This window comes from Agromyces sp. CCNWLW203 (assembly GCF_036576125.1).
Taxonomy (GTDB): domain Bacteria; phylum Actinomycetota; class Actinomycetes; order Actinomycetales; family Microbacteriaceae; genus Agromyces.
This window is the reverse complement of the sequence record NZ_JAZHYX010000002.1, coordinates 100,289-126,651: the sequence shown is the minus strand read 5'-3', so window position 1 is coordinate 126,651 and position 26,363 is coordinate 100,289. Positions and strand designations below refer to the sequence as shown.

Annotated in this window: 37 protein-coding genes; 1 reads left to right on the top strand and 36 read right to left on the bottom strand. The window is 68.3% G+C overall.

Features of this window, described 5'->3' with window-relative positions:
* Window positions 1-24: 24 nt before the first annotated feature.
* Complete coding sequence (gene glmS, locus VPH61_RS06295) at window positions 25-1,875, bottom strand: glutamine--fructose-6-phosphate transaminase (isomerizing) (RefSeq protein WP_332062653.1); 1,851 nt, start codon at window positions 1,873-1,875, stop codon at window positions 25-27.
* A gap of 89 nt (window positions 1,876-1,964) precedes the next feature.
* On the opposite strand from glmS, the gene coaA reads away from it, so the two are divergent.
* Complete coding sequence (coaA, locus tag VPH61_RS06290; RefSeq protein WP_332062652.1) at window positions 1,965-2,921, top strand: type I pantothenate kinase; 957 nt, start codon at window positions 1,965-1,967, stop codon at window positions 2,919-2,921.
* A gap of 70 nt (window positions 2,922-2,991) precedes the next feature.
* Here coaA and glmM read toward each other — a convergent pair whose 3' ends face one another.
* The 35 genes from glmM to rplC form a co-directional block, all read right to left on the bottom strand.
* Entirely contained in the window at window positions 2,992-4,356 is a 1,365-nt protein-coding gene (gene glmM, locus VPH61_RS06285) for a phosphoglucosamine mutase (protein WP_332062651.1), read from the bottom strand.
* A 23-nt stretch (window positions 4,357-4,379) separates the two neighbouring features.
* Entirely contained in the window at window positions 4,380-4,865 is a 486-nt protein-coding gene (gene rpsI / locus VPH61_RS06280) for a 30S ribosomal protein S9 (protein WP_332062650.1), read from the bottom strand.
* A 43-nt stretch (window positions 4,866-4,908) separates the two neighbouring features.
* Window positions 4,909-5,355, bottom strand: coding sequence for a 50S ribosomal protein L13 (rplM, locus tag VPH61_RS06275; RefSeq protein WP_056010815.1), 447 nt, complete (start codon window positions 5,353-5,355; stop codon window positions 4,909-4,911).
* Window positions 5,356-5,529: 174 nt separating this feature from the next.
* Complete coding sequence (locus tag VPH61_RS06270; RefSeq protein WP_332062649.1) at window positions 5,530-6,540, bottom strand: tRNA pseudouridine synthase A; 1,011 nt, start codon at window positions 6,538-6,540, stop codon at window positions 5,530-5,532.
* 10 nt (window positions 6,541-6,550) lie between these two features.
* A complete protein-coding gene (locus VPH61_RS06265; RefSeq protein WP_332062648.1) occupies window positions 6,551-7,855 on the bottom strand; it encodes an acyltransferase family protein in 1,305 nt (434 codons plus the stop codon).
* A 135-nt stretch (window positions 7,856-7,990) separates the two neighbouring features.
* Window positions 7,991-9,028 (bottom strand): GNAT family N-acetyltransferase, encoded by a 1,038-nt coding sequence (locus tag VPH61_RS06260; RefSeq protein ID WP_332062647.1) that lies wholly within the window; start codon window positions 9,026-9,028, stop codon window positions 7,991-7,993.
* Window positions 9,029-9,116: 88 nt separating this feature from the next.
* Entirely contained in the window at window positions 9,117-9,644 is a 528-nt protein-coding gene (gene rplQ, locus VPH61_RS06255; RefSeq protein WP_056010823.1) for a 50S ribosomal protein L17, read from the bottom strand.
* A gap of 50 nt (window positions 9,645-9,694) precedes the next feature.
* Window positions 9,695-10,681 (bottom strand): DNA-directed RNA polymerase subunit alpha, encoded by a 987-nt coding sequence (locus tag VPH61_RS06250; RefSeq protein WP_022893850.1) that lies wholly within the window; start codon window positions 10,679-10,681, stop codon window positions 9,695-9,697.
* Between the two features lie 138 nt (window positions 10,682-10,819).
* A complete protein-coding gene (rpsK, locus tag VPH61_RS06245) occupies window positions 10,820-11,218 on the bottom strand; it encodes a 30S ribosomal protein S11 (protein WP_022889749.1) in 399 nt (132 codons plus the stop codon).
* A gap of 32 nt (window positions 11,219-11,250) precedes the next feature.
* Window positions 11,251-11,631 carry a 30S ribosomal protein S13 gene (rpsM, locus tag VPH61_RS06240; protein ID WP_074260121.1) on the bottom strand — a complete coding sequence of 127 codons (381 nt, stop codon included), beginning with the start codon at window positions 11,629-11,631 and terminating at the stop codon, window positions 11,251-11,253.
* Between the two features lie 160 nt (window positions 11,632-11,791).
* Window positions 11,792-11,908: a 50S ribosomal protein L36 gene (rpmJ, locus tag VPH61_RS06235; protein WP_005050492.1), complete on the bottom strand. Its 117-nt coding sequence runs from the start codon at window positions 11,906-11,908 to the stop codon at window positions 11,792-11,794.
* A 70-nt stretch (window positions 11,909-11,978) separates the two neighbouring features.
* Window positions 11,979-12,200: a translation initiation factor IF-1 gene (infA, locus tag VPH61_RS06230; protein ID WP_021759551.1), complete on the bottom strand. Its 222-nt coding sequence runs from the start codon at window positions 12,198-12,200 to the stop codon at window positions 11,979-11,981.
* A gap of 187 nt (window positions 12,201-12,387) precedes the next feature.
* Entirely contained in the window at window positions 12,388-14,070 is a 1,683-nt protein-coding gene (ptsP, locus tag VPH61_RS06225; protein WP_332062646.1) for a phosphoenolpyruvate--protein phosphotransferase, read from the bottom strand.
* Window positions 14,071-14,134: 64 nt separating this feature from the next.
* On the bottom strand, window positions 14,135-14,962 hold the full coding sequence (gene map, locus VPH61_RS06220) for a type I methionyl aminopeptidase (RefSeq protein ID WP_332062645.1): 828 nt from the start codon (window positions 14,960-14,962) through the stop codon (window positions 14,135-14,137).
* A 7-nt stretch (window positions 14,963-14,969) separates the two neighbouring features.
* Window positions 14,970-15,587 (bottom strand): adenylate kinase, encoded by a 618-nt coding sequence (locus VPH61_RS06215; protein WP_332062644.1) that lies wholly within the window; start codon window positions 15,585-15,587, stop codon window positions 14,970-14,972.
* A complete protein-coding gene (gene secY, locus VPH61_RS06210; protein ID WP_332062643.1) occupies window positions 15,584-16,906 on the bottom strand; it encodes a preprotein translocase subunit SecY in 1,323 nt (440 codons plus the stop codon). Before secY ends, VPH61_RS06215 begins: the two co-directional genes overlap by 4 nt.
* Window positions 16,907-17,021: 115 nt before the next feature.
* On the bottom strand, window positions 17,022-17,705 hold the full coding sequence (gene rplO / locus VPH61_RS06205) for a 50S ribosomal protein L15 (RefSeq protein ID WP_332062642.1): 684 nt from the start codon (window positions 17,703-17,705) through the stop codon (window positions 17,022-17,024).
* Window positions 17,705-17,890: a 50S ribosomal protein L30 gene (gene rpmD, locus VPH61_RS06200; protein ID WP_022893865.1), complete on the bottom strand. Its 186-nt coding sequence runs from the start codon at window positions 17,888-17,890 to the stop codon at window positions 17,705-17,707. The genes rplO and rpmD overlap by 1 nt, the downstream gene beginning before the upstream one ends.
* Complete coding sequence (gene rpsE / locus VPH61_RS06195) at window positions 17,890-18,591, bottom strand: 30S ribosomal protein S5 (protein WP_056010842.1); 702 nt, start codon at window positions 18,589-18,591, stop codon at window positions 17,890-17,892. The genes rpmD and rpsE overlap by 1 nt, the downstream gene beginning before the upstream one ends.
* Window positions 18,588-18,947 (bottom strand): 50S ribosomal protein L18, encoded by a 360-nt coding sequence (rplR, locus tag VPH61_RS06190; RefSeq protein WP_056010846.1) that lies wholly within the window; start codon window positions 18,945-18,947, stop codon window positions 18,588-18,590. The genes rpsE and rplR overlap by 4 nt, the downstream gene beginning before the upstream one ends.
* Window positions 18,948-18,949: 2 nt before the next feature.
* A complete protein-coding gene (rplF, locus tag VPH61_RS06185) occupies window positions 18,950-19,486 on the bottom strand; it encodes a 50S ribosomal protein L6 (RefSeq protein ID WP_332062641.1) in 537 nt (178 codons plus the stop codon).
* A 4-nt stretch (window positions 19,487-19,490) separates the two neighbouring features.
* On the bottom strand, window positions 19,491-19,889 hold the full coding sequence (gene rpsH, locus VPH61_RS06180; RefSeq protein ID WP_056010852.1) for a 30S ribosomal protein S8: 399 nt from the start codon (window positions 19,887-19,889) through the stop codon (window positions 19,491-19,493).
* 129 nt (window positions 19,890-20,018) lie between these two features.
* Window positions 20,019-20,606, bottom strand: a complete 588-nt coding sequence (gene rplE, locus VPH61_RS06175) for a 50S ribosomal protein L5 (RefSeq protein ID WP_056010855.1) — start codon at window positions 20,604-20,606, stop codon at window positions 20,019-20,021.
* Window positions 20,606-20,965 (bottom strand): 50S ribosomal protein L24, encoded by a 360-nt coding sequence (gene rplX, locus VPH61_RS06170; RefSeq protein ID WP_056010858.1) that lies wholly within the window; start codon window positions 20,963-20,965, stop codon window positions 20,606-20,608. Before rplX ends, rplE begins: the two co-directional genes overlap by 1 nt.
* Before the next feature lie 2 nt (window positions 20,966-20,967).
* Window positions 20,968-21,336 (bottom strand): 50S ribosomal protein L14, encoded by a 369-nt coding sequence (gene rplN / locus VPH61_RS06165; protein ID WP_056010861.1) that lies wholly within the window; start codon window positions 21,334-21,336, stop codon window positions 20,968-20,970.
* 33 nt (window positions 21,337-21,369) lie between these two features.
* The gene (rpsQ, locus tag VPH61_RS06160; protein WP_332062640.1) at window positions 21,370-21,690 is read right to left on the bottom strand and encodes a 30S ribosomal protein S17; all 321 of its coding nucleotides are present in this window, start codon (window positions 21,688-21,690) and stop codon (window positions 21,370-21,372) included.
* 2 nt (window positions 21,691-21,692) lie between these two features.
* Entirely contained in the window at window positions 21,693-22,022 is a 330-nt protein-coding gene (gene rpmC, locus VPH61_RS06155; protein ID WP_332062639.1) for a 50S ribosomal protein L29, read from the bottom strand.
* Window positions 22,022-22,441, bottom strand: a complete 420-nt coding sequence (gene rplP / locus VPH61_RS06150; RefSeq protein WP_056010870.1) for a 50S ribosomal protein L16 — start codon at window positions 22,439-22,441, stop codon at window positions 22,022-22,024. The genes rpmC and rplP overlap by 1 nt, the downstream gene beginning before the upstream one ends.
* 2 nt (window positions 22,442-22,443) lie before the next feature.
* Window positions 22,444-23,196, bottom strand: a complete 753-nt coding sequence (rpsC, locus tag VPH61_RS06145; protein ID WP_056010873.1) for a 30S ribosomal protein S3 — start codon at window positions 23,194-23,196, stop codon at window positions 22,444-22,446.
* The gene (gene rplV, locus VPH61_RS06140) at window positions 23,196-23,561 is read right to left on the bottom strand and encodes a 50S ribosomal protein L22 (RefSeq protein ID WP_056010876.1); all 366 of its coding nucleotides are present in this window, start codon (window positions 23,559-23,561) and stop codon (window positions 23,196-23,198) included. The genes rpsC and rplV overlap by 1 nt, the downstream gene beginning before the upstream one ends.
* 25 nt (window positions 23,562-23,586) lie before the next feature.
* A complete protein-coding gene (gene rpsS / locus VPH61_RS06135; protein ID WP_056010880.1) occupies window positions 23,587-23,868 on the bottom strand; it encodes a 30S ribosomal protein S19 in 282 nt (93 codons plus the stop codon).
* A gap of 12 nt (window positions 23,869-23,880) precedes the next feature.
* Window positions 23,881-24,720 (bottom strand): 50S ribosomal protein L2, encoded by an 840-nt coding sequence (gene rplB, locus VPH61_RS06130; RefSeq protein ID WP_056010883.1) that lies wholly within the window; start codon window positions 24,718-24,720, stop codon window positions 23,881-23,883.
* Between the two features lie 17 nt (window positions 24,721-24,737).
* A complete protein-coding gene (gene rplW / locus VPH61_RS06125; RefSeq protein ID WP_332062638.1) occupies window positions 24,738-25,043 on the bottom strand; it encodes a 50S ribosomal protein L23 in 306 nt (101 codons plus the stop codon).
* Entirely contained in the window at window positions 25,040-25,699 is a 660-nt protein-coding gene (gene rplD / locus VPH61_RS06120) for a 50S ribosomal protein L4 (protein WP_332062637.1), read from the bottom strand. Before rplD ends, rplW begins: the two co-directional genes overlap by 4 nt.
* A gap of 3 nt (window positions 25,700-25,702) precedes the next feature.
* Entirely contained in the window at window positions 25,703-26,359 is a 657-nt protein-coding gene (gene rplC, locus VPH61_RS06115) for a 50S ribosomal protein L3 (protein ID WP_332062636.1), read from the bottom strand.
* Window positions 26,360-26,363 lie beyond the last annotated feature (4 nt).

The following is a 26,363-nucleotide window of genomic DNA, read 5'->3' as shown; positions in this document are numbered from 1 at the left end:
GCGCCATCTCCCGCACCCGAACGCTCACTCGACCGTGACCGACTTCGCGAGGTTGCGCGGCTGGTCGACGTCGAGGCCCTTCGCCTGCGAGAGCTCCATCGCGAAGATCTGCAGCGGCACGACCGCGAGCAGCGGCTCGAAGAGCGGCGCCGCGAGCGGGATGCGCAGCACCTCGTCGGCGAACGGCAGCACCGCGGCGTCGCCGGCCTCGGCGATCGCGATGACGCGCGCGCCGCGAGCGCGGATCTCCTGGATGTTCGAGACGACCTTCGGGTGCAGGGTCGCCGAACCGCGCGGGCTCGGCACGACCACGAAGACGGGCTGACCGGGCTCGATGAGCGCGATCGGGCCGTGCTTGAGCTCGCCAGCGGCGAAGCCCTCGGCGTGGATGTAGGCGAGCTCCTTGAGCTTCAACGCCCCCTCGAGCGCGATCGGGTAGCCCACGTGGCGACCGAGGAAGAGCACCGAGCGGGTGTCGGCCATCCAGTGCGCGAGCTGCGCGACCTTCTCGGACTCGGCGAGCACGAGTTCGAGCTTCTCGGGCACCGCCTGCAGCTCGTGGAGCTGCAACGCGATCTCCTCGGCCGACAGCGTGCCGCGCACGCGCGCGAGGTGCAGGCCGAAGAGGTAGAGCGCCGCGATCTGCGCGACGAACGCCTTCGTCGAGGCGACCGCGACCTCGGGGCCCGCGTGGGTGTAGACGACCGCGTCGGACTCGCGCGGAATCGTCGCGCCCTGCGTGTTGCAGATCGAGATCGTGCGCGCACCCTGCTCACGGGCGTACTTGACGGCCATGAGCGTGTCCATGGTCTCGCCCGACTGGCTGATCGAGACGACGAGCGTGTGGTCGTCGAGCACGGGCTCGCGGTAGCGGAACTCGTGGCTGAGCTCGATCTCGACCGGCACACGCGCCCACTGCTCGATCGCGTACTTCGCGACCATTCCCGCGTACGAGGCGGTGCCGCACGCGATGACCGTGATGCGACGGATGCCGCGGAGCTCCTCGTCGCCGAACGACTCGAGTTCGGGGATCACGACCTGGTCGTCGACGACCCGGCCGAGCAGCGTCTTCGCGACGGCCTCGGGCTGCTCAGAGACCTCCTTGCGCATGAACGACGACCAGCCGCCCTTCTCGGCGGCTGAGGCGTCCCACGCCACGTCGAACGGCTCGACCTCGACGGGCTCCCCGTCGAAGTCGGTCACGACGACGTCGCCCGCGGTGATGGCCACGATCTGGTCCTGGCCGATCGCCAGGGCGCGCTTCGTGTACTCGACGAAGGCCGCGACATCCGACCCCAGGAAGTTCTCGCCGTCGCCGAGACCGATGACGAGCGGGGAGTTGCGACGGGCGCCGACGACGACGCCGGGCTCCGAACGGTGCACGGCCAGCAGCGTGAACGCGCCATCGAGGCGCGACACGGTGTTGCGGAATGCCGCGCGGAGGTCGCCGGTCGACCGGTACTCCTTGCCGAGGAGCACCGCGGCGACCTCGGTGTCGGTCTCGCTCTCGAACGCGTAGCCCTCGGCGAGGAGTTCGGCCTTCAGCTCGGAGAAGTTCTCGATGATGCCGTTGTGGATGAGAGCGAGTCGGCCCTCGTCGCCGAGGTGCGGGTGCGCGTTGCCGTCGGTCGGGCCGCCGTGCGTCGCCCAGCGCGTGTGGCCGATGCCGGTGCCGCCGCGGTGCAACGGGTTCGCCTCGAGTTCGTCGGCGAGCACCTTCAGCTTGCCGGCGCGCTTGGCGGTCTCCATGAGTCCGTCGTCATCGACGATCGCCACTCCTGCCGAGTCGTAGCCACGGTACTCGAGGCGGCGAAGGCCTCCCATAAGGACGTCGAGGCTGTTGCGCTCTCCGACGTATCCGACGATTCCACACATGGGTGCGATTCTACTGGCGCTCCGCTGGGTGTCGGCCCCGCTCGGTGCCCGCTCGCCGAGGCTCCGCTCGGTCTGGCTACACTTGCACGGTGCCCGATCCGCAGAGCCCGTCGTCGCACGCGGCGCAGATCTCCCCCTTCATCGAGCTCGATCGCGCCGACTGGGCCGCGCTCGCGCCGTCGATGCCCTCTCCCTTGCGGGAGACCGAGATCGTGCAGCTGCGAGGGCTCGGCGAGCCGCTCGATCCGCGCGAGGTCGCCGAGGTCTACCTGCCGCTCAGCCGGCTGCTGAATCTGTACGTCGGCGGCACGAAGTCCCTGCACAAGGTCACGAGCGAGTTCCTGCGCGAACGCTTCGAGTCGACGCCCTTCGTCATCGGCGTCGCCGGCTCGGTGGCCGTCGGCAAGTCGACGATCGCCCGGCTGCTGCGCGAGCTGCTCGCACGCTGGGAGCACACGCCCCGCGTCGAGCTCATCACGACCGACGGATTCCTCTTCCCCAATGCCGAGCTCGAGCGACGCGGGCTCATGGCGCGGAAGGGCTTCCCCGAGTCCTACGACCGCCGGGCGCTGCTCCGCTTCGTCAGCGAAGTCAAGGCGGGCGCCGCAGAGGTGCGCGCACCGTTCTACTCGCACCTCGCGTACGACATCGTGAAGGACGCCCAGATCACCGTGCGCCGACCCGACGTGCTCATCGTCGAGGGCCTGAACGTGCTGCAGCCGCCCGGTCCGGGCCATCGCCTGGCGGTCAGCGACCTGTTCGACTTCACGATCTACGTCGACGCCCGCACGAGCGACATCGCCCGGTGGTACGAGGAGCGCTTCCTGAAGCTGCAGCGCGGCGCGTTCGCGAACCCGCGATCGTACTTCCACCGCTTCGCGAGCCTCACCGAGGCCGAGGCCCGGGCGCGCTCCCGCGAGATCTGGCACTCGATCAACGAGCCGAACCTGCTCCAGAACATCCGGCCGACGCGCTCACGTGCCTCGCTCGTGCTGCGCAAGGGCTCGGACCACACGGTCTCGAGCGTCCTGCTCCGGAAGCTCTGAACGTGGAACATCCCCTGCCGGGCGCCTCATGGCTCCGGCAGGGGATGCGTCGTCTCAGGGATGCGTCGGGTCAGGCGAGGGAGAGTCGCTCGCGCACCACGGCGGCGAGGGACTCGGCGTGCCGCTCGGCGGCCTCCTGCTCGGCGGCCTCGACCATGACGCGCACCATCGGCTCGGTGCCCGACGGGCGGAGCAGCACGCGTCCGCTGTCGCCGAGCTCGGCCTCGACCGCGGCGACTGCTTCGGCGATGCCCGCATCGTCGGCGAGGGCGTGGTGGTCGACGCCGCGCACGTTCACGAGCACCTGCGGGTAGACCGTCATGACCGAGGCGAGCTCGGCGATGGTCTTGCCGGTGCGCGCCATCTCGGCCGCCAGGTGCAGGCCCGTGAGCACGCCGTCGCCGGTCGTGGCGAACTCGCTCATGATGACGTGGCCCGACTGCTCGCCGCCGAGGGCGAGGCCCTCGGCTGCCAGTGCCTCGAGCACGTAGCGGTCGCCGACCTTCGTCTCGACGACGCGGATGCCGTGTTCGGCCATCGCGCGGCGCAGGCCGAGGTTCGACATGACCGTCACGACGAGCGTGTCGTCGGTGAGCGTGCCGCGCTCCTTCATCGAGACGGCGAGGATCGCCATGATGCGGTCGCCGTCGATGACGTTGCCGTCGGCGTCGACGGCGAGGCAGCGGTCGGCGTCGCCGTCGTGGGCGATGCCGAGGTCGGCGCCGTGCTCGATGACGGCGGCCTGGAGCTGCTCGAGGTGCGTCGAACCGACGCCGTCGTTGATGTTCATGCCGTCGGGGTCGGCCCCGATGACGATGACCTCGGCGCCCGCGTCCTTGAAGGTCTCGGGCGAGACACCGGCTGCCGCGCCGTGAGCGCAGTCGAGCACGACCTTCAGGCCGTCGAGGCGGTGCGGCAGCGTGCCGAGCAGGTGCACGACATAGCGGTCTTCGGCATCGGCGAACCGGCGGATCCGACCGACGCCATCGCCGACGGGAGCCAGCTTCTGCTTGCCCAGGAACGACTCGATGCGGTCCTCGACCTCGTCGGGCAGCTTGGTGCCGCCGAACGAGAAGAACTTGATGCCGTTGTCGGGCGCCGGGTTGTGCGACGCCGAGATCATCACGCCGAAGTCGGCGCGGATGGAGTCGATGAGGAACGCGGTCGCCGGCGTCGGGATGACCCCGGCGTCGAGCACGTCGACACCGGAACTCGCGAGTCCCGCCGACACGGCGGCGGTGAGGAACTCGCCGGAGACGCGCGGGTCGCGCGCCACGACGGCGACGGGGCGCCGGCCGGCGGCGCGGAGCTCATCGGCGTGGCGCCCTTGGGTGAGGACGGCGGCAGCCGCCTGGGCGAGGCCCAGGGCCAGGTCAGCCGTGAGTTCACGGTTGGCCAGGCCCCGGACCCCGTCGGTTCCGAAAAGCCGAGGCATGTACGGAGAACCGGACGCTGGGATCAGCGCTTCGAGAACTGAGGCGCCTTGCGGGCCTTCTTGAGACCGGCCTTCTTGCGCTCGATGACGCGAGCGTCACGCGTGAGGAAGCCCGACTTCTTGAGCGTCGCGCGGTTGTTCTCGCGGTCGATCTCGTTCAGCGCACGGGCGATGGCGAGACGCAGCGCGCCTGCCTGGCCCGAGGGGCCGCCGCCCGTGATCTTCGCGACCACGTCGTACGAGCCGACGAGCTCGAGCACCGTGAACGGGTCGGTGATGAGCTGCTGGTGCAGCTTGTTGGGGAAGTAGGCCGCGAACTCGCGGCCGTTGACGGTGATGTTACCGGCGCCGGGAACGAGGCGCGCGCGCGCGATCGCCTGCTTGCGACGGCCGACGGCCGCGCCCGACACGTTGAGCACGGCACGGGGGGTGGTGGGAGCTGCCTCGGGGGCACTCTCGGTGGTGTAGCTCTCGGGAGCCGCTTCGATCTGGTCTGCGATCTTCGCCATGGTGGTGTGAATCCTTATTTCGAGAACGTCGAGGGTGCCGGAATTACTGGGCGACCTGGGTGAGGGTGTACGGCTTCGGCTGCTGAGCCGCGTGCGGGTGCTCCGGACCGGTGTAGACCTTCAGCTTCTTCAGCTGGGCCCGACCGAGCGAGTTCTTGGGGAGCATGCCGCGGATCGCCTTCTCGACGGCGCGGACGGGGTTCTTCTCGAGGAGCTCGGCGTAGCTGACGGCCGTGAGACCGCCCGGGTACCCCGAGTGGCGGTAGGCCTTCTTCTGCTCGAGCTTCTGGCCGGTGAGGGCCACCTTGTCGGCGTTGACGATGATGACGAAGTCACCGGTGTCGACGTGGTTCGCGAAGATCGCCTTGTGCTTGCCGCGCAGCAGGGCTGCGGTGTGGCTCGCGAGGCGACCGAGAACGATATCGGTTGCGTCGATGACGACCCAGTCGTGCTGGATGTCGGACGGCTTGGGAGTGAACGTGCGCGTCACGGAACTACTGCTTTCTGATCGAGTGAGGGGTTCGTGAATCCCACTCCGGTGGGTGTTCGCCCGCGATGCGTTCGAACGCCCTGGTGGAGGGCTCAACTTCGGATGCCGCCGCAGAGGACGGCACCAAGGGGCAAGCTTAGCGGCTCGAGGAGCAGGCGTCCAATCGGCGCAGGTTCACTCCCCTGCATCCGCCTCGTCGTCGAACTGCACGTGCAGGATGCGCCGGGCCCGGGTCTGCGCCGCGCGGAGCTCGAGCTCGTGATCGTCGGGGTAGCCGACCTCGGTGAGCACGAGCCCCTTCGCCGGCATGGTCATGAAGGCGTTGGTGCGCTCACCGGCGCGGAGGAGCTCGGCCGGGGCGTTGACGTCGAGGCGCCCCTCGCCGACGGCGACAGCGGCCCCGATCAGCGCGCGCACCATCGAATGGCAGAAGGCGTCGGCCTGCAGCGACGCGACGAGCACGCCGTCGGCGTCGCGCCGCCAGCGGAACGACTCCAGCGTGCGGATCGTCGTCGCCCCGTCACGGGGCTTGCAGAAGGCGGCGAAGTCGTGCAGGCCGAGGAGGGAATGCGCCGCGGCATCCATGCGGCCGGCGTCGAGTGGGCGCGGCCGCCAGACGGTCCGGCGGCGATCGAGCGGATTCCGCGCGGCGGCCGAATCCGCGATGCGGTACTCGTAGCGCCGCCAGATCGCCGAGAAGCGCGCGTCGAACCCGTCGGGTGCGAGCGCGGCGGCCGTCACCACGACGTCGGAGTCGGATGCCCCGATCACCCCCGCCAAGCGGCGGAGCAGCACGGCCGCGGGCTCGGTGCCGCCTGGGCCGGGCGCGTGACCGCGGCGCGCCCGGGTCACCGCGGCAAGAGCCTGCGGCGAGACGTCGAAGTGCGCCACCTGTCCCAGTGCGTGGACGCCGGCGTCGGTGCGCCCGGCGACCGTCAGCCGCGGGGCCGTTCCCGTGCGCCGGAAGAGGATGCCGAGCGCGTCTTCGATGACGCCCTGCACCGTGCGCAGCCCCGGCTGCCGGCTCCATCCGTTGAAATCGGTGCCGTCGTACGCGACCCCGAGCCGCACACGAACCGCGCCGTCGTCGTCGCCTGCCGGCGCGACGGAACCCGCGCCGGAGAGCGAGGGCGCGACGCTCGACGATACGAGGCTCGACGACGCGGCGGATTCGGGGACGACCATGCCCTCAAGCCTACGATCGCGCGGCCGACGATGATTCCGCGCTGCGTGCCTCTGCCCGCACCGAGTCGTCCGACACCCGGCGCCCCGGCCCCCCGGTGATGAGCGCGACCACGGCCACCGTGACGAGCGCCCAGCCCAGCAGGCCGTTCCGCCACGGGAGGTAGCCGAGGGTGAGCAGCACGCCGACTCCCGCCACCGCGCACACGCTCCAGACGATCACCACGGCCAGCGGGGTCCGGCGCTCGATCGGCTTCGGCCACCGCGCCTCGATGCGTGGAACGACCAGGCAGCATCCGGCGACCACGACGGCGATGGCGAGGATCCAGACCGGGCGCGTCGCCCACCAGGCGGGTGACAGCACCGGCGGGAAAGGCAGGCCGATCGCGAGCTGCAGCGCGGTCACCACCGCCATCGCGAACGTGTGCCAGAGATAGATGACCATGCCGTAGACACCGAAGACGAACACGGCACCGAGCATCGGCCGCCACTGCATCATTCGCCGGATGAGCGGCTGGGCGAGCGCGAACAGGCACGCCTGCCCGAGGGCGAGCGCGAGAATGGCCAGCGTCGGCGGATTGAGGTTGTCGAGCATGTCGTGCGAGTACCCGAACCAGCCCACGAGCACGCCGATGACACCGTACGAGCCGGCCGCGACGGCGACCAGCACGAGTCGCGAGCGACGAGCGAACCAGCCGTCGCGGAGCCCGAACCCGAGCTGCTGGGCGAACAGCCACACCAGGATCCAGTTGAGCGCACCCACCGGTACCCCGAGACCTCGGACGAGCACGTCGACGACGACCACCGCAGCGGCGAGGCCGACATACGCGGTCCACGGCGCATGGCGGTGCAACCACGACATCGTCGGCACGAGTGCCGTGCAGATCAGGTAGACGGGGATGAACCAGAGCGGTTCGGCGAGCCGCACCGCGAAGGTGCGCACGAACTCGGCGTCGACGCCCGCCAGCAGCATGCCGGCGAGCACGGCGCCGACCGCCGCGACCAGCGCGACCACCGGCTGCGCCAGACGGATGGCGCGGATGCGGACGTAGTGGGCCACGGTCTCGCCGTGGCCGCGAAGCCGTCGCCACTGCGTGATCGACGCGAACCCGCCGCAGATGAAGAAGACGGGCATGATCATGAGCGGCCACGTCGCCCAGGCGAGCGGCTCGAAGCCGTCGAGTGCGTTGAACGCGCGCAACGGGTCCCCGCCGATGCCCATCTGCAGTGCATGCAGCAGCACCACGATCGGCAGGCAGAACGCCCGGGCGAAGTCGATCGACAGATCCCGGTCGACCGGGACGCGGACGGCAGCCACACTGCTCCTCTTCGAGCACCGTTGACGGCGGTACCGAGAACAGATTCTGGCACAACGCGAACGTCGACGACATGCCGGGATCGGCGATGTCCGAGCGCACGGCGCCGCGGCATCCGCAGCTCTCGCCGTACCGCGTCAGACCACGATGGTGTAACTGGTCTCGGTGGTCGCCGCGCGGAAGCCCATGGCTTCGTAGAGGGCGAACGCGCCGGTGGGATTCGCGGCATCGACCTCGAGCATCGAGTACTCGATGCCGGCGGCTCGAGCCCGCACGAGATGGGCGGCGAGCAGTGCCTTCGCGATGCCGCGGCCGCGGAATCCTCGCACCACGCCGACCAGCGGGACATGCGCGCTCGAGAACCCCTGCCCCTCCCAGTCGTCTTCATTCACATCCGCCAGTACGAAGCCCACGACACGATCGCTCGCCTCGTCGATGGCGACGACCGACAGGTCGATGCGGAACGTGCTGCTCGAGACGAAGACGCGCCACTCCTCCTCCGACCTCGGCTGGCTCCCCCAGTGGTCGCGGAATGCGTCGTTCCTGGCCACTCGCACCTCGGCGGCTCGCGCAGGCGCCAGCACTTCGACGCGAATGCCATCGCCCGCACGCACCTCGGCGATCGGCTCCCCGAGATCGCGGCGGAGGCCCGCGAAGTACCGCGCGGCGGTGAACCCCTCCGACTCGAGCAGTGGGCCGGCCCAGTGCGCACGGTCATCGGAGAACCCCATGATCCAGCCGGGCAGCGGGAGATCGGATGCCGCGAGCTGCTGAGCTCCTCGCGCGCGCTGCCACGCGAGCAGCATGCGGCCGATGCCCCGGCGTCGCAGCTCGGGATGCACGCCGCCGACGAGGATCGAGCGCACGAGGGTGTCTCGCCCGGGCGGGTGGTAGGCAGCGCCCCATGCCACTGCACGACCATCGGCGTCGAGCGCCACGATCGAATCGCGTTCTCGGTCGACGAACGACATCCCGAGATCGTCGGCGAGCTCGTCGCGTGGTACCGAGTACTCGGGGTGGTCGGCGAGCGCCATGGCCGCCTCGAGCTCCGCGATCCGGTCGATGTCGGCGTCGCGAACCGGACGCCAGACGTGCACGTCGGGATGGGCGAGGGGCGGGAGCACCTCAGGCGCCGAGATGCGCTCGAAGAGCGGAGGGAGTTCGTGCTCGGTCACCGTTCCAGCCTAGACGGCGGCCTTGCGGCAGCAACGGCGAAGGGCCCCGGTGCAATGCACCGGGGCCCTTCGTGTCGAGCTTCGAAAGCTACTTGGCCTCTGCGGCCTCGGCCTCGTCGGCGACGACCTCGGTCGTCTCCTCAGCGGCTGCGTCGGTCGCCTCGACCTCGGTCGTCTCCTCGACGACCTCGGCCGGAGCCTCCTCGGCGACGGGCGCCTCGGCAGCGGCCGGCTTCGCGGCGCGCTTCTTCGGGGTCACCGGCTCGAGCACGAGCTCGATGACCGCCATGGGCGCGTTGTCGCCCTTGCGGTTGCCGATCTTCGTGATGCGGGTGTAGCCGCCCTCACGGTCGGCGACCTGGGGGGCGATGACCGTGAACAGCTCGTGCACGACGGTCTTGTCGCCGATGACGGCGAGCACGCGACGGCGCGCGTGCAGGTCGCCGCGCTTGCCGAACGTCACGAGACGCTCGGCCAGCGGACGGAGGCGCTTGGCCTTCGTCTCGGTGGTGGTGATGCGCTTGTGCGTGAACAGCGCTGCAGCGAGGTTCGCGAGCATCAACCGCTCGTGGGCGGGGCCGCCTCCGAGGCGGGGGCCCTTCGTGGGCTTCGGCATGGTTCGTTCTCTCCAGTAGGTGGGGGTTGGTGGGCGACCGCGAGGTCTGCCTAGTTCTCGTCGTCGAAGCCCGTGTAGAAGTGGGCCCCGTCGAATCCGGGGACGGAGTCCTTCAGCGACAGGCCCATTTCGGTGAGCTTGTCCTTGACCTCATCCACCGACTTCTGGCCGAAGTTGCGGATGTTCATGAGCTGCGACTCCGACAGGGCGACGAGCTCGGACACCGTGTTGATGCCCTCGCGCTTCAGGCAGTTGTAGCTGCGCACCGAGAGGTCGAGGTCTTCGATCGGGATCGAGAGCTCGCTGGAGAGCACGGCGTCGACCGGCGCGGGGCCGATCTCGATGCCCTCGGCAGCGGTGTTCAGCTCACGGGCGAGACCGAACAGCTCGGTGAGCGTGCGGCCCGCCGAGGCGATCGCGTCGCGCGGCGTGATGGCCGGCTTCGACTCGACGTCGACCACGAGGCGGTCGAAGTCGGTGCGCTCGCCGGCACGGGTGGCCTCGACGCGGTAGGTGACCTTCAGGACCGGCGAGTAGATCGAGTCGACCGGGATCTGGCCGGCCTCCGAGTACTCGTTGCGGTTCTGGCTCGCCGAGACGTAGCCGCGGCCGCGCTCGATCGTGAGCTCGAGCTCGAACTTCGCCGAGTCGTTGAGCGTCGCGATGACGAGCTCGGGGTTGTGCACCTCGACGCCCGCCGGAGCGGAGATGTCGGCTGCAGTGACCTCACCGGCACCCTGCTTGCGCAGGTACGCGGTGATGGGCTCGTCGTGCTCGCTGGAGACGACCAGGTTCTTGATGTTGAGGATGATCTCGGTGACATCCTCCTTCACGCCGGGGACCGTCGAGAACTCGTGGAGCACGCCGTCGATGCGGATGCTCGTCACGGCTGCGCCGGGGATCGAGGAGAGGAGGGTGCGACGGAGCGAGTTGCCCAGGGTGTAACCGAAGCCCGGCTCGAGGGGCTCGATCACGAAACGCGAACGGAACTCCGAGATGTTCTCTTCGGTGAGCGTCGGGCGCTGTGCGATCAGCACTGTTGATTCCTTTCGGCAGGGTGTCCGCTATATGACACCTGCGAGTACGAGGATCTTGAGTTGTGTGAGAGAACGGATGTCCCGGCGATCGAGGAGGGCTCGGCTGAACCGGGCCGCTCCTCGATCACCGGGAGGGAATCAGACGCGGCGACGCTTGGGCGGGCGGCATCCGTTGTGCGCCTGGGGCGTCACGTCGTTGATGCTGCCGACCTCGAGGCCTGCGGCCTGGAGCGAGCGGATCGCGGTCTCGCGGCCGGAGCCGGGACCCTTGACGAACACGTCGACCTTCTTCATGCCGTGCTCCTGCGCCTGGCGCGCGGCCGACTCGGCGGCGAGCTGTGCGGCGAACGGGGTCGACTTGCGCGAGCCCTTGAAGCCGACGCCACCGGAGGAGGCCCAGCTGATCACCGCACCGTTGGTGTCGGTGATCGAGACGATCGTGTTGTTGAACGTCGACTTGATGTGGGCCTGGCCCACGGCGATGTTCTTCTTTTCCTTCTTGCGCGGCTTGCGAGTAGCCGCCTTGGGTGCTGCCATGTGTGAAATCTCCTAGATCTGGCGACGAGCGGTTACTTGCGGCCGGGCTTCTTCTTGCCGGCGACGGTGCGCTTCGGGCCCTTGCGGGTACGAGCGTTGGTCTTGGTGCGCTGGCCGCGGACCGGGAGGCCGCGACGGTGGCGGATGCCCTCGTACGAGCCGATCTCGACCTTGCGGCGGATGTCGGCGGCGACCTCGCGGCGGAGGTCGCCCTCGACCTTGAAGTTTCCCTCGATGTAGTCGCGCAGCGCGATGAGCTGGTCGTCGCTGAGGTCCTTCACGCGGATGTTTCCGTCGATGCCGGTCTCGGCGAGCGTGGTGAGCGCTCGCGTGCGGCCGACGCCGTAGATGTAAGTCAGTGCGATCTCCACGCGCTTCTCGCGCGGGATGTCGACTCCTGCCAGACGTGCCATGTGTGGCTTCTCCTGTTTCGAAGTGGAGGTGTGGAGCAACGCCGGTGCCCGAGCCTCCGACTCGAGGTGTCCCCGCGGCATCCGTGGATGCCGGCGGTTCTGGCGTTGCCGATGTATTCAGTTGTGGGATGCGGGGCGCGTGCGCCCCGCCGTCTGGCGACTAGCCCTGGCGCTGCTTGTGGCGCGGGTTCGACTTGCAGATGACCATGACGCGGCCGTGGCGGCGAATCACCTTGCAGTGATCGCAGATGGGCTTGACGCTGGGGTTGACCTTCACGATTGTTCCTTGATGTGTCGCTGTCCTCGTACCCGCGAGATGTCGCGGGCCGTTACTTTCCGAGCAGCCGTTACTTGTAGCGGTAGACGATGCGGCCGCGCGTCAGGTCGTATGGGCTCAGCTCGACGATCACGCGGTCCTCGGGGAGGATGCGGATGTAGTGCTGGCGCATCTTTCCTGAGATGTGCGCGAGGACCTTGTGCCCGTTCGTGAGTTCCACCCGGAACATCGCGTTCGGGAGGGCCTCGACAACCGAGCCTTCGATCTCGATGACGCCGTCTTTCTTGGCCATAGCCTCACTATCGCTTGGAGTTGGGATGCTGGTCGTGCGATGATTTCCGCTCGCCGGGCCGAATTCCCCTGAGTTCAGGGGCCGTCAGGCATGCCGAAGCAGGCGTGCAGAACACCAAGGATCAACTCTAGGTGATTCCGAGCGTTTTCGCCAGTCGAGCACGCCGGTCGTCGCGCTCGAGCATCCCCTACCCACCGGCGCCGCGCCGCGCGACGATCTCCGCGGCTGCGGACTCCGCCGCCGTTCTCGCTGCCGCCGCCCCCTCGGCGTCGAGCGCAGCCTGCGCGAGTGCTCGCGCGTCGGCGGTGCTGAAGCGCTTGAGCGAGGCCCGAACATCGGCGAGTGCCGACGCCGACATCGACAGGCTCGTGGCGCCGAGGCCCACGAGCACGACGGCCAGCAGCGGGTCGGCCGCGGCCTCTCCGCAGATGCCCACGGGCTTCCCCTGTGCAGCGCCTGCAGCGCCGACCTCGGCGATCAGGCGCAGTACCGCGGGGTGCCACGGGTCCTGCAGCTCCGCCACGGTGCCGAGCAGTCGGTCGGCCGCCATCGTGTACTGCGTGAGGTCGTTCGTGCCGATCGAGGCGAAGTCGGCGACGGCCAGCACACGGTCGGCGATGAGCGCGGCAGACGGCGTCTCGACCATCACTCCGGCAACGGCGATGCCGAGCTCCCTCGCGAGCGTCGTGAAGTATCGCGTCTCCTCGACCGTCGCGATCATGGGGGCCATGACCTGCAGTTCGGCGTCCGTCGCCGCATCGGCGGCGGCGAGCGCCGTGAGCTGGTCGCGCAGTACCGCCTCGGCGCTTCTCAGGGCACGGATGCCGCGGAGCCCGAGTGCGGGGTTCGCCTCGGGCGCGTCGTTGACGAAGGCGAGCGGCTTGTCGGCGCCGGCGTCGAGCACGCGCACGACGACCTTCCGCCCCGGGAACGCCGTAAGCAGCCGCGTATACTCGGCCTCCTGCTCGCGCACGCTCGGCGCGACCTCCGCGTCGAGGAACAGGAACTCGGTTCGGAAGAGCCCGACACCTTCGGCGCCGAGCTGCACGGCCTCGGCGGCGCCGTCTGCGGAGCCGAGGTTCGCGAGCAGCGGCACCGGCGTTCCGTCGGCGAGAGCACCCGGCGTCAGCGGCGCAGCGGCCTGCGCCGCCCGCTCGGCGATCCGGGCTCGTGCGGCCGACACCGTCTCCTCGGAGGGCGACGCGATGACGAGTCCGTGAGCGGCATCGACGACGACCGTGTCGCCGTCCGCGAGTCGTGCGGCGTCGGCCGCACCGACGACGGCGACGAGCGACTTCTCGCGCGCGAGGATGGCCGTGTGCGAGGTCGGCCCCCCTTCGGCGGTCACGAGCGCCAGCACCCGAGCGAGATCGAGCGTGGCCGTGTCGGCCGGGGCGAGGTCGTGCGCGACGAGCACGTACGGATGCCCCGGGTCGGGAACTCCCGGCGCGGGCACGTGCATCAACTCGGCGATCACGCGCTGCGAGACGTCGTCGAGATCCGCCGCGCGCTCCCCCAGGTATCCGCCCATGCCGGCGAGCACCTCGCGATAGGAATCGAACGCCTCGAAGACGGCTCGTTCCGCCGTGGCCCCGGTAGCGAGCCTCGCGACGACGAGCTCGAACAGGCTCGGGTCCTCGGCCATCATGGCCTGGGCCTCGAGCACGCCCTCGGCCGCGCCCCCGGCAGCGCCTCCGCGACGTTGGAGCTCGGCCGCGACCGCGGACAGCGCGCTCCTGGCTCGCTCCCCCTCGTGCGCCGCGGCGAGGGCGCTCGGCGCATCGGCCGGTTCGGGCAGCCGTTCCGCCATCCGCACGACCGGACCGATGGCCACCCCCTGGCCGATCCCGGTCCCCGTGATCTCCGTCATTCGCCCGGCCTCCGTTGCGAGTATCCGTTCTCCGTTCACCCTAGCCGCCCGCCGGGCGGACGGCTCAGGCGAGGGGCGCGGGTCGCACACCGAACGGCGCGAGGCCGGCGGCGCCGCCGTCGGGGGCGGTGAGCACCCAGATGCCGTCGGAGTGCACCGCGACGGAGTGCTCCCAGTGGGCGGAGTCGGAGCCGTCGGAGGTCGTCACCGTCCAATCGTCGTCGCGCGTGAAGGTGTCGATGGAACCGGCCACGATCATGGGCTCGATCGCGACGACGAGACCCGGCTTGACCGCCGGCCCGCGACGATCGACGCGGTAGTTGAAGACGGGCGGCTCCTCGTGCATCGAGCGGCCGATGCCATGGCCGACGTAGTCGGTGAGGATGCCGTACTCGCCCTCGCGCTGCACGAATTCCTCCATCGCCGCTCCGACCTCGTTGAGGTGCGACGCCCGCGCGAGCGTGGCGATGCCGAGCCACAGCGCCTGCTCGGTGACCCGGCTGAGCTCTTCGCGCGCAGCGACGACATCGGGGCGCTCTGCATCGGGCAGCACGACGGTGAACGCCGAGTCGCCGTTCCAGCCGTCGACCTCGGCCCCGCCGTCGACCGAGACGATGTCGCCGGCTCGGAACGGCCGATCTCCCGGGATGCCGTGCACGACGTCGTCGTCGACCGACACGCAGAGCGTGTGCCGGTACCCGGGCACGAGCTGGAAGTTCGGGCGACCGCCACCGGTGCGGATCACGCGCTCGGCCGCCGCGTCGAGTTCGAGCGGTGTCGCACCCGGCACGAGCAGCCGGCGCGCCTCCGCGAGCGCGGCAGCGGTCAGCTCACCGGCGACCCGCATCGAGCGGAGCTCGGCCGGCGACTTGTAGATCGAGCGTCGGAACACCGACGGCTCAGGCGGAGAGGGCGTTGGGCGCGAGTCCGCGCGCGGCCAGCGCCTCGAAGATGCGCTGCGTCACCTCGCCGAGCGTGCCCACGCCGTCGATGCGCACGACGACGCCGCGTGCGCGGTAAACGTCGAGGATCGGAGCGGTCTCGCGCTCGTAGATGGCCAGCCGGTTCGCGATGACCTCTTCGGTGTCGTCAGTGCGGCCCTGCTCGGCCGCTCGCTGCTGCAAGCGGGCGATGCTCTCCTCGCGGGGCACCACGAGCTCGATGACCGCATCGAGCGCCTCGCCGCGAGCCGTGAGGAACGCATCGAGGTCTTCGACCTGGCCGCGGTTGCGGGGGTAGCCGTCGAGGAGGAAGCCGCGCGCGGCATCCGACTGCTCGAGCCGATCGCGCACGAGCTCGCTCGTGAGCGCATCGGGAACGAGATCGCCCGCCTCGATGATCGCCTGGACCCGCTTGCCGAGCTCGGTGCCGCCGGCGACGTTCGCCCGGAAGATGTCTCCGGTGGCGACCTGGGGCACCCCGAACGCCTCCGCGACGAGCACGCCCTGCGTCCCCTTGCCGGAGCCCTGGGGGCCGACGATCAGGAAGCGAGCCGAACCGGTTGCGGCAGCCGTCATCGGAGGAGTCCTTCGTAGTGCCGCTGCTGGAGCTGGGCGTCGATCTGCTTCACCGTCTCGAGGCCGACGCCGACGATGATCAGGATGGAAGCGCCGCCGAACGGGAAGTTCTGGTCGGCGCCGACCATCGCGAAGGCGATGAGCGGGATCAGGGCGATGAGGCCGAGGTAGAGCGAGCCCGGCAGCGTGATGCGGGTGAGCACATAGTCGAGGTACTCGGCGGTCGGGCGCCCGGCACGGATGCCCGGGATGAAGCCGCCGTACTTCTTCATGTTCTCGGAGACCTCGTCGGGGTTGAACGTGATCGCGACGTAGAAGTACGTGAATCCGACGATGAGCAGGAAGTACATCAGCATGTAGAGCGGCTGGCCGCCCTGCGTCAGGTTGTTCGTGATCCACACGACCCACGCCTGCGGCGTCTCGCCGGCCGCCGGGGTGTTGAACTGCGCGATGAGCGCCGGCAGGTAGAGGAGCGACGAGGCGAAGATGACCGGCACGACGCCCGCCATGTTGACCTTGATCGGGATGTAGGTGTTGTTGCCGCCGTAGGTTCGCCGGCCGACCATGCGCTTCGCGTACTGCACTGGGACGCGCCGCTGCGACTGCTCGACGAAGACCACGGCGACCACGACCAGCAGGCCGATGGCGAGCACGATCGCGAAGACGTCCCAGCCGCGGGCGATGCCGATCGCCCAGAGCGAGCCGGGGAAGGTCGCGGCGATCGAGGTGAAGATGAGGAGCGACATGCCGTTGCCGATGCCGCGCTCGGTGATGAGCTCGCCCATCCACATGATGAGGCCGGTACCGGCGGTCATGGTGATGACCATGAGCAGGATCGCGTACCAGGCGTCGTTCGTGATGAGCTGCGAGCACTCGGGGGCGCCGGACGGGAAGAGCGCACCGGAGCGCGCGACCGTGATGAGCGTGGTCGACTGGAGCACGCCGAGGGCGATCGTCAGGTAGCGGGTGTACTGCGTGAGGCGGCCCTGACCGGCCTGGCCCTCCTTGTACAACGTCTCGAAGTGAGGGATCACGACGCGCAGCAGCTGCACGATGATCGACGCGGTGATGTACGGCATGATGCCGAGCGCGAAGATCGACAGCTGGAGCAGCGCGCCGCCGGAGAAGAGGTTCACGAGGTCGTAGAGACCGGTGGCACCCGTCTGGTTGGCGGCGAGACACGCCTGCACGTTGCCGAAGTCCACGAACGGCGCGGGAATGAACGAACCCAGCCGGAACAGGGCGACGATGCCCAGCGTGAACCCGAGCTTGCGGCGAAGATCCGGCGTGCGGAAGATCCGCCCGATGGCGTTGAACACTCGTCCTCCTGTTGCTCCGTGTGGAGTCAGTCCATATGCGGCTCGAGCCAGTCGAGACCCCCGTGAATCATACGCGAGGTCCCGACTGGCTCGTGCAATCGGTGCTGTTTCCGGTCTACTTGACCGAACCGCCGGCGGCGATGATCTTCTGCTCGGCCGAGCCGGAGACCTTGTCGACCGCGACGGTGAGCTTCACCTGGATGTCACCGTTGCCGAGAACCTTGACGCGCTCGTTCTTGCGAACGGCGCCCTTCTCGACGAGGTCGGCGATCGTGACGTCGCCGCCCTTCGGGTACAGCTCGGCGAGCTTCTCCAGGTTCACGACCTGGTACTCGACCCGGAACGGGTTCTTGAAGCCGCGCAGCTTCGGCGCACGCATGTGGTACGGAAGCTGGCCACCCTCGAACCCGGGGCGGATGTTGTTGCGAGCCTTCGAGCCCTTGGTACCGCGACCTGCCGTCTTGCCCTTCGAACCCTCACCGCGTCCGACGCGGGTCTTGTCCTTCTTGGCACCGGGAGCGGGGCGGAGGTGGTGGACCTTCAGCACCTGCTCGCGCTTCTCCGCGACGTCCGCCTTGGCGGCGGCAGTCTTGGAGGAGGCGGCCTTCGCGGGGGCCTTCTTCGCGGGGGCCTTGGCGGCGTCGGCCGAGTCGGCCTTCGCTGCTGCAGCCTTGGCGGGGGCCTTCTTCTCGGCAGCAGCCTTGGGGGCTGCCTTCGCGGCGGCGGGCTTGTCGGCCGTCTTCTTCGCCGGAGCCTTCTTGGGGGCTTCGGCGGCGACGTCCTTCTTCTCGTCAGCCATTAGTCAATCTCCTCAACCTTCACGAGGTGCGCGACGGTGTTCACGTAGCCGCGGTTCTGCGGGGTGTCCTCGCGAATGACCGAGGCACCGATGCGCTTGAGTCCGAGGCTGCGCAGCGTGTCGCGCTGGTACTGCTTCTCGCTCACCTTGGACTTGATCTGGGTCACCTTCAGCTGCTTGGCCATCAGGCACCTGCCTTCGCTGCTGCGGCGGACTCTGCCGCCTGGGCCTCGGCACGCAGCAGACGGGCCGGAGCGACCTCGTCGTAGGCGAGGCCACGACGGGCTGCGACTGCACGCGGCTCTTCGAGCTGCTGCAGGGCCGCGACGGTGGCGTGCACGATGTTGATGGTGTTCGACGAACCGAGCGACTTGCTCAGGACGTCGTGGATGCCGGCGCACTCGAGCACCGCACGCACGGGACCACCGGCGATGACACCGGTACCGGCCGAAGCGGGGCGGAGCAGGACGACGCCTGCCGCAGCCTCACCCTGGACGGGGTGCGGGATGGTCGCTCCGATGCGGGGGACGCGGAAGAAGTTCTTCTTCGCCTCCTCGACGCCCTTCGAGATCGCGGTCGGGACCTCGCGCGCCTTGCCGTAGCCGACGCCGACGAGTCCGTTGCCGTCACCCACGACGACGAGCGCCGTGAAGCTGAAGCGACGGCCGCCCTTGACGACCTTCGACACGCGATTGATGGTCACGACGCGCTCGAGGAACTGGCTCTTCTCGGCGTCACGGCCACCGCGGTCGCGGCCACCCTGGTTGCGGTCTCGACCGCCGCCGCGACGGTTGTCGCGCTCGTTCCGAGCCGGCTCCGAAGCTGCTGCCGTCTCGACGGGTGCCTCTGCGGTCACCTCGGTCTCCTTCGTAGTGTTCTCGCTCACAGGTTGAGCCCTGCCTCTCGCGCTCCATCGGCGATCGCTGCGACACGACCGGCGTACTTGTTGCCGCCGCGGTCGAAGACGACGGACTCGATGCCGGCCTTCTTCGCACGCTCTGCGACGAGCTCGCCGACCTTCTTGGCCTTGGCGGTCTTGTCACCGTCGAACACACGGAGGTCTGCCTCCATGGTCGAGGCGCTGGCGACGGTCAGGCCCTTGCTGTCGTCGACGACCTGGACGAACACGTGACGTGCCGAACGGGTGACGACGAGGCGCGGGCGCAGCTCGGTGCCGACGACCTTCTTGCGAAGGCGGGTGTGGCGGCGCGAACGCGCAGCCGTCTTGGTCTTCACAGCCATGATTACTTACCTGACTTTCCGGCCTTGCGACGCACGACCTCGCCGGCGTAGCGGATGCCCTTGCCCTTGTACGGCTCGGGCTTCTTGATCTTGCGGATGTTCGCGGCGACCTCGCCGACCGCCTGCTTGTCGATGCCCGCGACCGTGATCTTGTTGTTGCCCTCGACGGTCAACGTGATGCCGGCGGGTGCGTCGACGACGACGGGGTGCGAGAAACCGAGCGCGAGCTCGAGGGACGAGCCCTTCTGCGCGACGCGGTAACCGGTGCCGACGATCTCGAGTGCCTTGGAGTAGCCCTGCGTCACACCGATGATCTGGTTGGCGATGAGGGTACGGGTGAGGCCGTGCAGCGAGCGCGAGGTGCGCTCGTCGTCGGGGCGGGTGACGAGAACCTGGTTCTCCTCGAGCTTGACCTCGATGGGGGCGGCGACGGTGAGCGCGAGCTCGCCCTTCGGGCCCTTCACCGAAACGGCCTGGCCGTCGATCTTGACGTCGACGCCCGCGGGGATGTCGATGGGAAGTCGTCCGATTCGTGACATGGAACTACCACACGTAGGCGAGGACTTCTCCGCCTACGCCCTTCTTCTCGGCCTGGCGGTCGGTGAGCAGACCGCTGGAGGTGGACAGGATGGCAACGCCGAGGCCGCCGAGCACCTTGGGGAGCTCCGTCGACTTCGCGTAGACGCGGAGGCCGGGCTTGGAGACGCGCTTGATGCCAGCGATCGAACGCTCGCGGTTGGGGCCGAACTTGAGCTGCAGCGTGAGCGTCTTGCCCACGCGAGCGTCGGTCAGTTCGAAGTCCGCGATGTAGCCCTCCTTCTTCAAGATCTCGGCGATGTTCGCCTTGAGCTTGGAGTTGGGCATCGACACGGAGTCGTGGTGTGCGGAGTTCGCGTTCCGCAGACGGGTCAGCATGTCAGCGACCGGGTCGGTCATCGTCATGACGAGTGTTTCCTAACGTTCACCAGGTTTCAGCGCCCGTTACACGAGCGATGACCTGTGGTGTCGGTCTCCCGCGGATGCGGAGGACCGGAGCGGATGCTGCGGGCGTGCGCCCGCAGCATCCGTGGTTCAGTTGGCGGCGTCGGCCGACTTGAAGGGGAAGCCGAGCTGCTTGAGCAGCGCGCGGCCCTCTTCGTCCGTCTTGGCGGTGGTCACCACAGTGATGTCCATGCCGCGGACGCGGTCGATCTTGTCCTGATCGATCTCGTGGAACATCGACTGCTCCGTGAGGCCGAACGTGTAGTTGCCGGTGCCGTCGAACTGCTTGTCCGAGAGACCGCGGAAGTCGCGGATACGGGGCAGAGCGAGCGAGAGCAGGCGGTCGAGGAACTCCCACATGCGGTCGCCACGGAGGGTGACGTGCGCGCCGATGGGCTGGCCCTCGCGCAGCTTGAACTGCGCGATGGACTTGCGAGCCTTCGTGACCTGCGGCTTCTGGCCGGTGATCTTGGTGAGATCGGCGATCGCGCCGTCGATGACCTTGCCATCGCGCGCGGCTTCGCCGACACCCATGTTCACGACGATCTTCACGAGACCCGGAACCTGGTGCACGTTGGTGTAGCCGTGCTCCTCGGTGAGGGCCTTCGAGATCTCGTCCCGGTACTTGGTCTTCAGGCGCGGCTGGATTTTGCCAGCCTGCGTAGCCGTGTCGGTCATTACAGGTCCTTACCTGACTTCTTTGCGTAGCGGACGCGGACGGTCTTGTCGACGCCGTCCTTCGTCACGGTCTCGATGCGGAAACCGACGCGGGTCGGCTTCTTCGACTCGGGGTCGACGAGCGCGACGTTCGAAACGTGGATCGGGGCCTCGACGGTCTCGATGCCGCCGGTCTTCGAGCCGCGCTGCGTCTGGCCGACGCGAACGTGCTTCGTCACGAAGTTGATGCCTTCGACGACGACGCGGTTCTCGGCGACGAGCACCTCGAGGACCTTGCCCTGCTTGCCGCGATCTCCGCCGCGAGCCTGGCTGCGGCCCGAGATGACCTGAACGAGGTCACCCTTCTTGATGTTGGCCATGACTAGATAACCTCCGGTGCCAGCGAGATGATCTTCATGAACTTCTTGTCGCGAAGCTCGCGACCGACCGGTCCGAAGATACGGGTGCCGCGAGGGTCACCATCGTTCTTCAGGATCACTGCGGCGTTCTCGTCGAACTTGATGTAGGAGCCGTCGGGACGACGGGTCTCCTTGACGGTGCGGACGATGACGGCCTTGACCACATCGCCCTTCTTCACGTTGCCGCCGGGGATCGCGTCCTTGACGGTCGCGACGATGGTGTCACCGAGGCCGGCGTACCGGCGCTTCGAGCCACCGAGCACGCGGATCGTGAGCAGCACCTTGGCGCCGGTGTTGTCGGCGACCTTGACTCGTGATTCCTGCTGAAGCACTTTGAATCTCCTTCTTTCAAGTAAGCCCGAGGCTTACTTGGCCTTCTCGACGATCTCGACGAGGCGCCAGCGCTTCGTGGCGGAAAGGGGACGGGTCTCGCTGATCACGACGAGGTCGCCGATGCCGGCGGTGTTCAGCTCGTCGTGAGCCTTGACCTTCGAGGTACGGCGCAGAACCTTGCCGTACAGCGCGTGCTTCACGCGGTCCTCGACCTCGACGGTGATGGTCTTGTCCATCTTGTCGCTGACGACGTAACCACGACGAACCTTGCGGTAGCCGCGGACGAGCTCGGCCGCGGTGTCGACCTCGGCCGCTGTGCCGACTGCGGCAACTGGCTTCTTGGTCTCAGCCATGATCAGGCCTCCTTCGTCTCTTCGGCGTCGGCTGCAGCATCAGCGGATGCCTCGGCCTTGGCCTTCTTCGTCTTCTTCTCGGCCTTGACCGGAACCTCGACCGGCGCGGGCGTTGCCCGGATGCCGAGCTCGCGCTCGCGGATGACCGTGTAGATGCGCGCGATGTCGCGCTTGACCGCCCGGAGGCGGCCGTGGCTTTCGAGCTGACCGGTGGCCGACTGGAAGCGCAGGTTGAACAGCTCTTCCTTGGCCTTCTTCAGCTCATCGACGAGTCGCTCGTCTTCAAAGGTGTCGAGCTCGACGGGGCTGAGCTCCTTGGTGCCGACGGCCATTATGCGTCGCCCTCCTCGCGCTTGATGATGCGTGCCTTGAGGGGCAGCTTGTGGATGGCACGGGTCATGGCCTCACGAGCGAGTTCCTCGGAGACGCCGGAGACCTCGAAGAGGACTCGACCCGGCTTGACGTTCGCGACCCACCACTCGGGCGAACCCTTACCGGAACCCATGCGGGTTTCGGCCGGCTTCTTCGTGAGCGGACGGTCGGGGTAGATGTTGATCCACACCTTGCCGCCGCGCTTGATGTGACGGGTCATCGCGATACGAGCGGACTCGATCTGACGGTTCGTCACGTACGCGGGGGTCAACGCCTGGATGCCGAACTCACCGAAGGTGACCTTCGTGCCGCCGGTGGCGTGGCCCGAACGGCCGGGGTGGTGCTGCTTGCGGTACTTGACTCGACGGGGAATCAACATGGTTATGCCTCAACTCCTGCTGCCACCGGCTCCTGCGCCTTGGGCGCTCGGCGGGGACGGTCACTGCGCTCGGGGCGCGACGACTTCTGGTTGGCCTGCTCGCGGGCGAGCTCCTTGTTGGTGATGTCGCCCTTGTAGATCCAGACCTTCACACCGATGCGGCCGAAGGTGGTCTTCGCCTCGTAGAAGCCGTAGTCGATGTTCGCGCGGAGCGTGTGCAGGGGCACACGGCCTTCGCGGTAGAACTCCGAACGGCTCATCTCGGCGCCGCCGAGGCGGCCGGAGACCTGGATGCGGACGCCCTTGGCGCCGGCGCGCTGAGCACCCTGCAGGCCCTTGCGCATCGCGCGGCGGAACGCCACGCGAGCGGAGAGCTGCTCGGCGATGCCCTGAGCGACGAGCTGAGCGTCGGCCTCGGGGTTCTTCACCTCGAGGATGTTCAGCTGGATCTGCTTGCCGCTGAGCTTCTCGAGGTCGGCGCGGATGCGCTCGGCCTCGGCGCCGCGGCGGCCGATCACGATGCCGGGACGAGCCGTGTGGATGTCCACGCGGACACGGTCACGGGTGCGCTCGATCTCGATGCGCGAGACACCGGCACGGTCGAGCGACGTCTGCAGCAGTCGACGGATCTTGATGTCTTCTGCCAGGTAGTCGGCGTAACGCTGACCGGGCTTCGTCGAGTCGGAGAACCACCGCGACACATGGTCGGTGGTGATGCCGAGACGGAAGCCGTACGGGTTTACTTTCTGACCCATTACTTCGTACCCTCCTCGGGCGTGGCGAGCACGACGGTGATGTGGCTCGTTCGCTTGTTGATGCGGAAGGCACGACCCTGAGCACGCGGCTGGAATCGCTTGAGGGTGGTGCCCTCATCGACGTAGGCGCTGCTGATGTAGAGGTCCTGCTCGTCCAGGTAGGTGTTCGTTGCATCGGCCTTGACGCGAGCGTTCGCGATGGCCGAGGCGACGAGCTTGTACACCGGCTCGCTCGCACCCTGGGGGGCGAACTTCAGGATGGCGAGTGCCTCCTGTGCCTGACGGCCGCGGATCATGTTGACGACGCGACGGGCCTTCATGGGGGTGACGCGGATGTGTCGCACGCGTGCGATCGACTCCACCATTTCTTCTCCTCCTTCACGTCACCGCTTAGCGGCGACGGCCCTTCTTGTCGTCCTTCACGTGTCCACGGAAGGTGCGGGTGGGGGCGAACTCGCCGAGCTTGTGACCCACCATGGTCTCGGTGACGAACACCGGGATGTGCTTGCGACCGTCGTGCACCGCGATGGTGTGTCCCAGCATGGCCGGGATGATCATCGAGCGGCGCGACCAGGTCTTGATGACGTTCTTGCTGCCGGCCTCGTTCGCCGTGATCACCTTGCGAAGCAGGTGGTCATCGACGAAGGGGCCCTTCTTCAGACTGCGTGGCATCTTCTACAACTCCTACTTGCGCTTCTTGCCGACGTTACGGCGGCGAACGATGAGCTTGTCGCTGGGAAGATCGCGCTTGCGCGTACGGCCTTCCTTCTGGCCCCAGGGGCTGACGGGGTGACGTCCACCGGACGTCTTGCCCTCGCCACCACCGTGCGGGTGGTCGACCGGGTTCATGGCGACACCGCGCACGGTCGGGCGGACGCCCTTCCAGCGCATGCGGCCGGCCTTGCCCCAGTTGATGTTCGACTGCTCGGCGTTGCCGACCTCGCCGACGGTCGCGCGGCAGCGCGCGTCGACGTTGCGGATCTCGCCCGAGGGCAGACGCAGCTGGGCGTAGGGGCCGTCCTTCGCCACGAGGCGAACGGATGCTCCGGCCGAGCGTGCCATCTTGGCACCGCCGCCGGGGCGCAGCTCGATGGCGTGCACCACGGTACCGGTGGGGATGTTCTTCAGCGGCAGGTTGTTGCCGGGCTTGATGTCGGCGCCGGGGCCCGACTCGACGACGTCGCCCTGCGAGAGCTTGTTCGGAGCCAGGATGTAGCGCTTGGTGCCATCGACGAAGTGCAGCAGCGCGATGCGCGCGGTGCGGTTGGGGTCGTACTCGATGTGAGCGACCTTGGCGTTGATGCCGTCTTTGTCGTTGCGCTTGAAGTCGATCACGCGGTACTGGCGCTTGTGGCCACCACCGATGTGACGCGTCGTGATGCGGCCCTGGTTGTTGCGACCACCGGTCTTCGGCAGCGGGCGGAGCAGCGACTTCTCAGGCGTGGAGCGAGTGATCTCCGCGAAGTCGGCAACCGACGAACCGCGACGACCGGGAGTCGTGGGCTTGTACTTACGAATAGCCATTCTTATTCCTCTGCTCCCTAGCCGACAGCCGTGAAGATGTCGATCGAGCCGGACTTGAGGGTGACGATCGCGCGCTTGGTGTCCTTGCGCTTGCCCATGCCGAACCGAGTGCGGCGGGTCTTGCCCTGACGGTTCAGGGTGTTGATCGACGCCACCTGGACGTTGAAGATCTTCTCGATCGCGAGCTTGATCTCGGTCTTGTTCGAACGGGGGTCCACGATGAACGTGTACTTGCCCTCGTCGATCAGGCCGTAGCTCTTCTCCGAGACGACGGGCGCGATGATGATGTCGCGCGGGTCCTTGTTGTTCGCGGCGGTGCTCATGCCGAGACCTCTTCCTTCTTCGCCGTCTTCGAGGCCACGAAGGACTCGAGTGCAGCGGTGCTGAAGACGATGTCGTCCGAGACGAGCACGTCGTAGGCGTTCAGCTGGTCGACGCGCAGCACGTGCACCGTCGGGATGTTCCGCACCGCGCGCTGCGAGAGCTCTTCGCCCGGGGCGAGCACGATGAGGAAGCGCTTGGCCGGAGCGATCGCCGCGAGGAGCGCGACAGCGTCCTTGGTCTTCGGCGTCTCGCTGGCCGTGAAGGCGGTGACCGCGTGGACGCGGCCGCCGCGAGCGCGGTCGGAGAGCGAGCCGAGGAGGGCTGCTGCGATCATCTTCTTGGGGGTGCGCTGCGAGTAGTCGCGCGGCTGGGGGCCGTGCACGACGCCACCGCCGGTCATCTGAGGAGCGCGGATCGAACCCTGACGGGCGCGGCCGGTGCCCTTCTGCTTGAACGGCTTGCGACCGGCGCCGGAAACCTCGCCGCGGGTCTTGGTCTTGTGCGTGCCCTGGCGCGCTGCTGCGAGCTGGGCCACGACGACCTGGTGGATGAGCGGGACGTTGGTCTGCACGTCGAAGAGTTCGGCGGGCAGCTCGACCGAGCCGGACTTCTTGCCGGTCGCGTCGAGCACGTCAATGGTGTTGGCGGTAGCCATGGACTACGCCCCCTTCACTGCGTTGCGGACGAAAACGAGACGGCCGCGAGCACCGGGAACCGCGCCCTTGACGAGCAGCAGGCCCTTCTCGGCGTCGACGGCGTGCACGCGGAGGTTGAGCACGGTCACGCGCTCGCCACCCATGCGGCCGGCCATGCGCATGCCCTTGAAGACGCGGCTGGGCGTCGACGAGGCACCGATGGAACCGGGCTTGCGGTGGTTGCGGTGCGAACCGTGCGAAGCGGAGACACCCTTGAAGTTGTGGCGCTTCATGACACCGGCGAAGCCCTTGCCCTTGCTCGTGCCGACGACGTCGACGAGCTGGCCGGCCTCGAAGGCACCCTCGACGGGGAGCTCCTGGCCGAGGGAGTACGACGCGGCGTCCGCGGTGCGGACCTCGGTCAGGTGGCGACGGGGGGTCACGCCTGCGGCGGCGAAGTGGCCGGTCGCGGGCTGGTTGACCTTGCGCGGGTCGATGGCGCCTGCGGCGATCTGCACAGCCTCGTAGCCGTCGTTCTCGACGGTGCGCAGCTGGGTGACCACGTTGGGGGCGATCTCGATGACGGTCACGGGCACGAGCTTGTTGTTCTCGTCCCACACCTGGGTCATGCCGAGCTTGGTGCCGAGCAGACCCTTCACGTTCTTGGTAGCGGAAGACATCTGT

Excerpts from the sequence above, each read along its gene's own strand:
- infA (WP_021759551.1), bottom strand. The coding sequence starts at position 12,200 with ATGGCCAAGAAAGACGGCGTCATCGAGATCGAAGGCTCGGTTGTCGAG.
- rpsK (WP_022889749.1), bottom strand. The coding sequence starts at position 11,218 with ATGGCAGCACCCAAGGCGGCTACTCGCAAGCCGCGCAAGAAGGAAAAG.
- rplD (WP_332062637.1), bottom strand. The coding sequence starts at position 25,699 with ATGGCTACCGCCAACACCATTGACGTGCTCGACGCGACCGGCAAGAAG.
- rplC (WP_332062636.1), bottom strand. The coding sequence starts at position 26,359 with ATGTCTTCCGCTACCAAGAACGTGAAGGGTCTGCTCGGCACCAAGCTC.
- rplR (WP_056010846.1), bottom strand. The coding sequence starts at position 18,947 with ATGGCTGTGAAGACCAAGACGGCTGCGCGTTCGCGCCGCCACACCCGC.
- rpsQ (WP_332062640.1), bottom strand. The coding sequence starts at position 21,690 with ATGGCTGAGACCAAGAAGCCAGTTGCCGCAGTCGGCACAGCGGCCGAG.
- rpmD (WP_022893865.1), bottom strand. The coding sequence starts at position 17,890 with ATGGCCAAGCAGCTGAAGGTGACCCAGATCAAGTCCAAGGTGAGCGAG.
- rplO (WP_332062642.1), bottom strand. The coding sequence starts at position 17,705 with ATGGCTGACGAGAAGAAGGACGTCGCCGCCGAAGCCCCCAAGAAGGCT.
- rpsH (WP_056010852.1), bottom strand. The coding sequence starts at position 19,889 with ATGACGATGACCGACCCGGTCGCTGACATGCTGACCCGTCTGCGGAAC.
- rpsS (WP_056010880.1), bottom strand. The coding sequence starts at position 23,868 with ATGCCACGCAGTCTGAAGAAGGGCCCCTTCGTCGATGACCACCTGCTT.
- glmS (WP_332062653.1), bottom strand. The coding sequence starts at position 1,875 with ATGTGTGGAATCGTCGGATACGTCGGAGAGCGCAACAGCCTCGACGTC.
- rplE (WP_056010855.1), bottom strand. The coding sequence starts at position 20,606 with ATGACCGACACGGCTACGCAGGCTGGCAAAATCCAGCCGCGCCTGAAG.
- rplV (WP_056010876.1), bottom strand. The coding sequence starts at position 23,561 with ATGGTGGAGTCGATCGCACGCGTGCGACACATCCGCGTCACCCCCATG.
- rpsI (WP_332062650.1), bottom strand. The coding sequence starts at position 4,865 with ATGGCGAAGATCGCAGACCAGATCGAAGCGGCTCCCGAGAGCTACACC.
- rpsM (WP_074260121.1), bottom strand. The coding sequence starts at position 11,631 with ATGGCACGTCTGGCAGGAGTCGACATCCCGCGCGAGAAGCGCGTGGAG.
- rplX (WP_056010858.1), bottom strand. The coding sequence starts at position 20,965 with ATGGCCAACATCAAGAAGGGTGACCTCGTTCAGGTCATCTCGGGCCGC.
- glmM (WP_332062651.1), bottom strand. The coding sequence starts at position 4,356 with ATGCCTCGGCTTTTCGGAACCGACGGGGTCCGGGGCCTGGCCAACCGT.
- VPH61_RS06215 (WP_332062644.1), bottom strand. The coding sequence starts at position 15,587 with ATGACGGCTGCCGCAACCGGTTCGGCTCGCTTCCTGATCGTCGGCCCC.
- rplF (WP_332062641.1), bottom strand. The coding sequence starts at position 19,486 with ATGTCACGAATCGGACGACTTCCCATCGACATCCCCGCGGGCGTCGAC.
- rplQ (WP_056010823.1), bottom strand. The coding sequence starts at position 9,644 with ATGCCGAAGCCCACGAAGGGCCCCCGCCTCGGAGGCGGCCCCGCCCAC.
- rpmC (WP_332062639.1), bottom strand. The coding sequence starts at position 22,022 with ATGGCCGTCGGCACCAAGGAGCTCAGCCCCGTCGAGCTCGACACCTTT.
- rpsC (WP_056010873.1), bottom strand. The coding sequence starts at position 23,196 with ATGGGTCAGAAAGTAAACCCGTACGGCTTCCGTCTCGGCATCACCACC.
- rplW (WP_332062638.1), bottom strand. The coding sequence starts at position 25,043 with ATGAGCACCGCCGCGAACAACAAGGACCCGCGCGACATCATCATCGCG.
- rplP (WP_056010870.1), bottom strand. The coding sequence starts at position 22,441 with ATGTTGATTCCCCGTCGAGTCAAGTACCGCAAGCAGCACCACCCCGGC.
- ptsP (WP_332062646.1), bottom strand. The coding sequence starts at position 14,070 with ATGACGGAGATCACGGGGACCGGGATCGGCCAGGGGGTGGCCATCGGT.
- rplB (WP_056010883.1), bottom strand. The coding sequence starts at position 24,720 with ATGGCTATTCGTAAGTACAAGCCCACGACTCCCGGTCGTCGCGGTTCG.
- VPH61_RS06270 (WP_332062649.1), bottom strand. The coding sequence starts at position 6,540 with ATGGTCGTCCCCGAATCCGCCGCGTCGTCGAGCCTCGTATCGTCGAGC.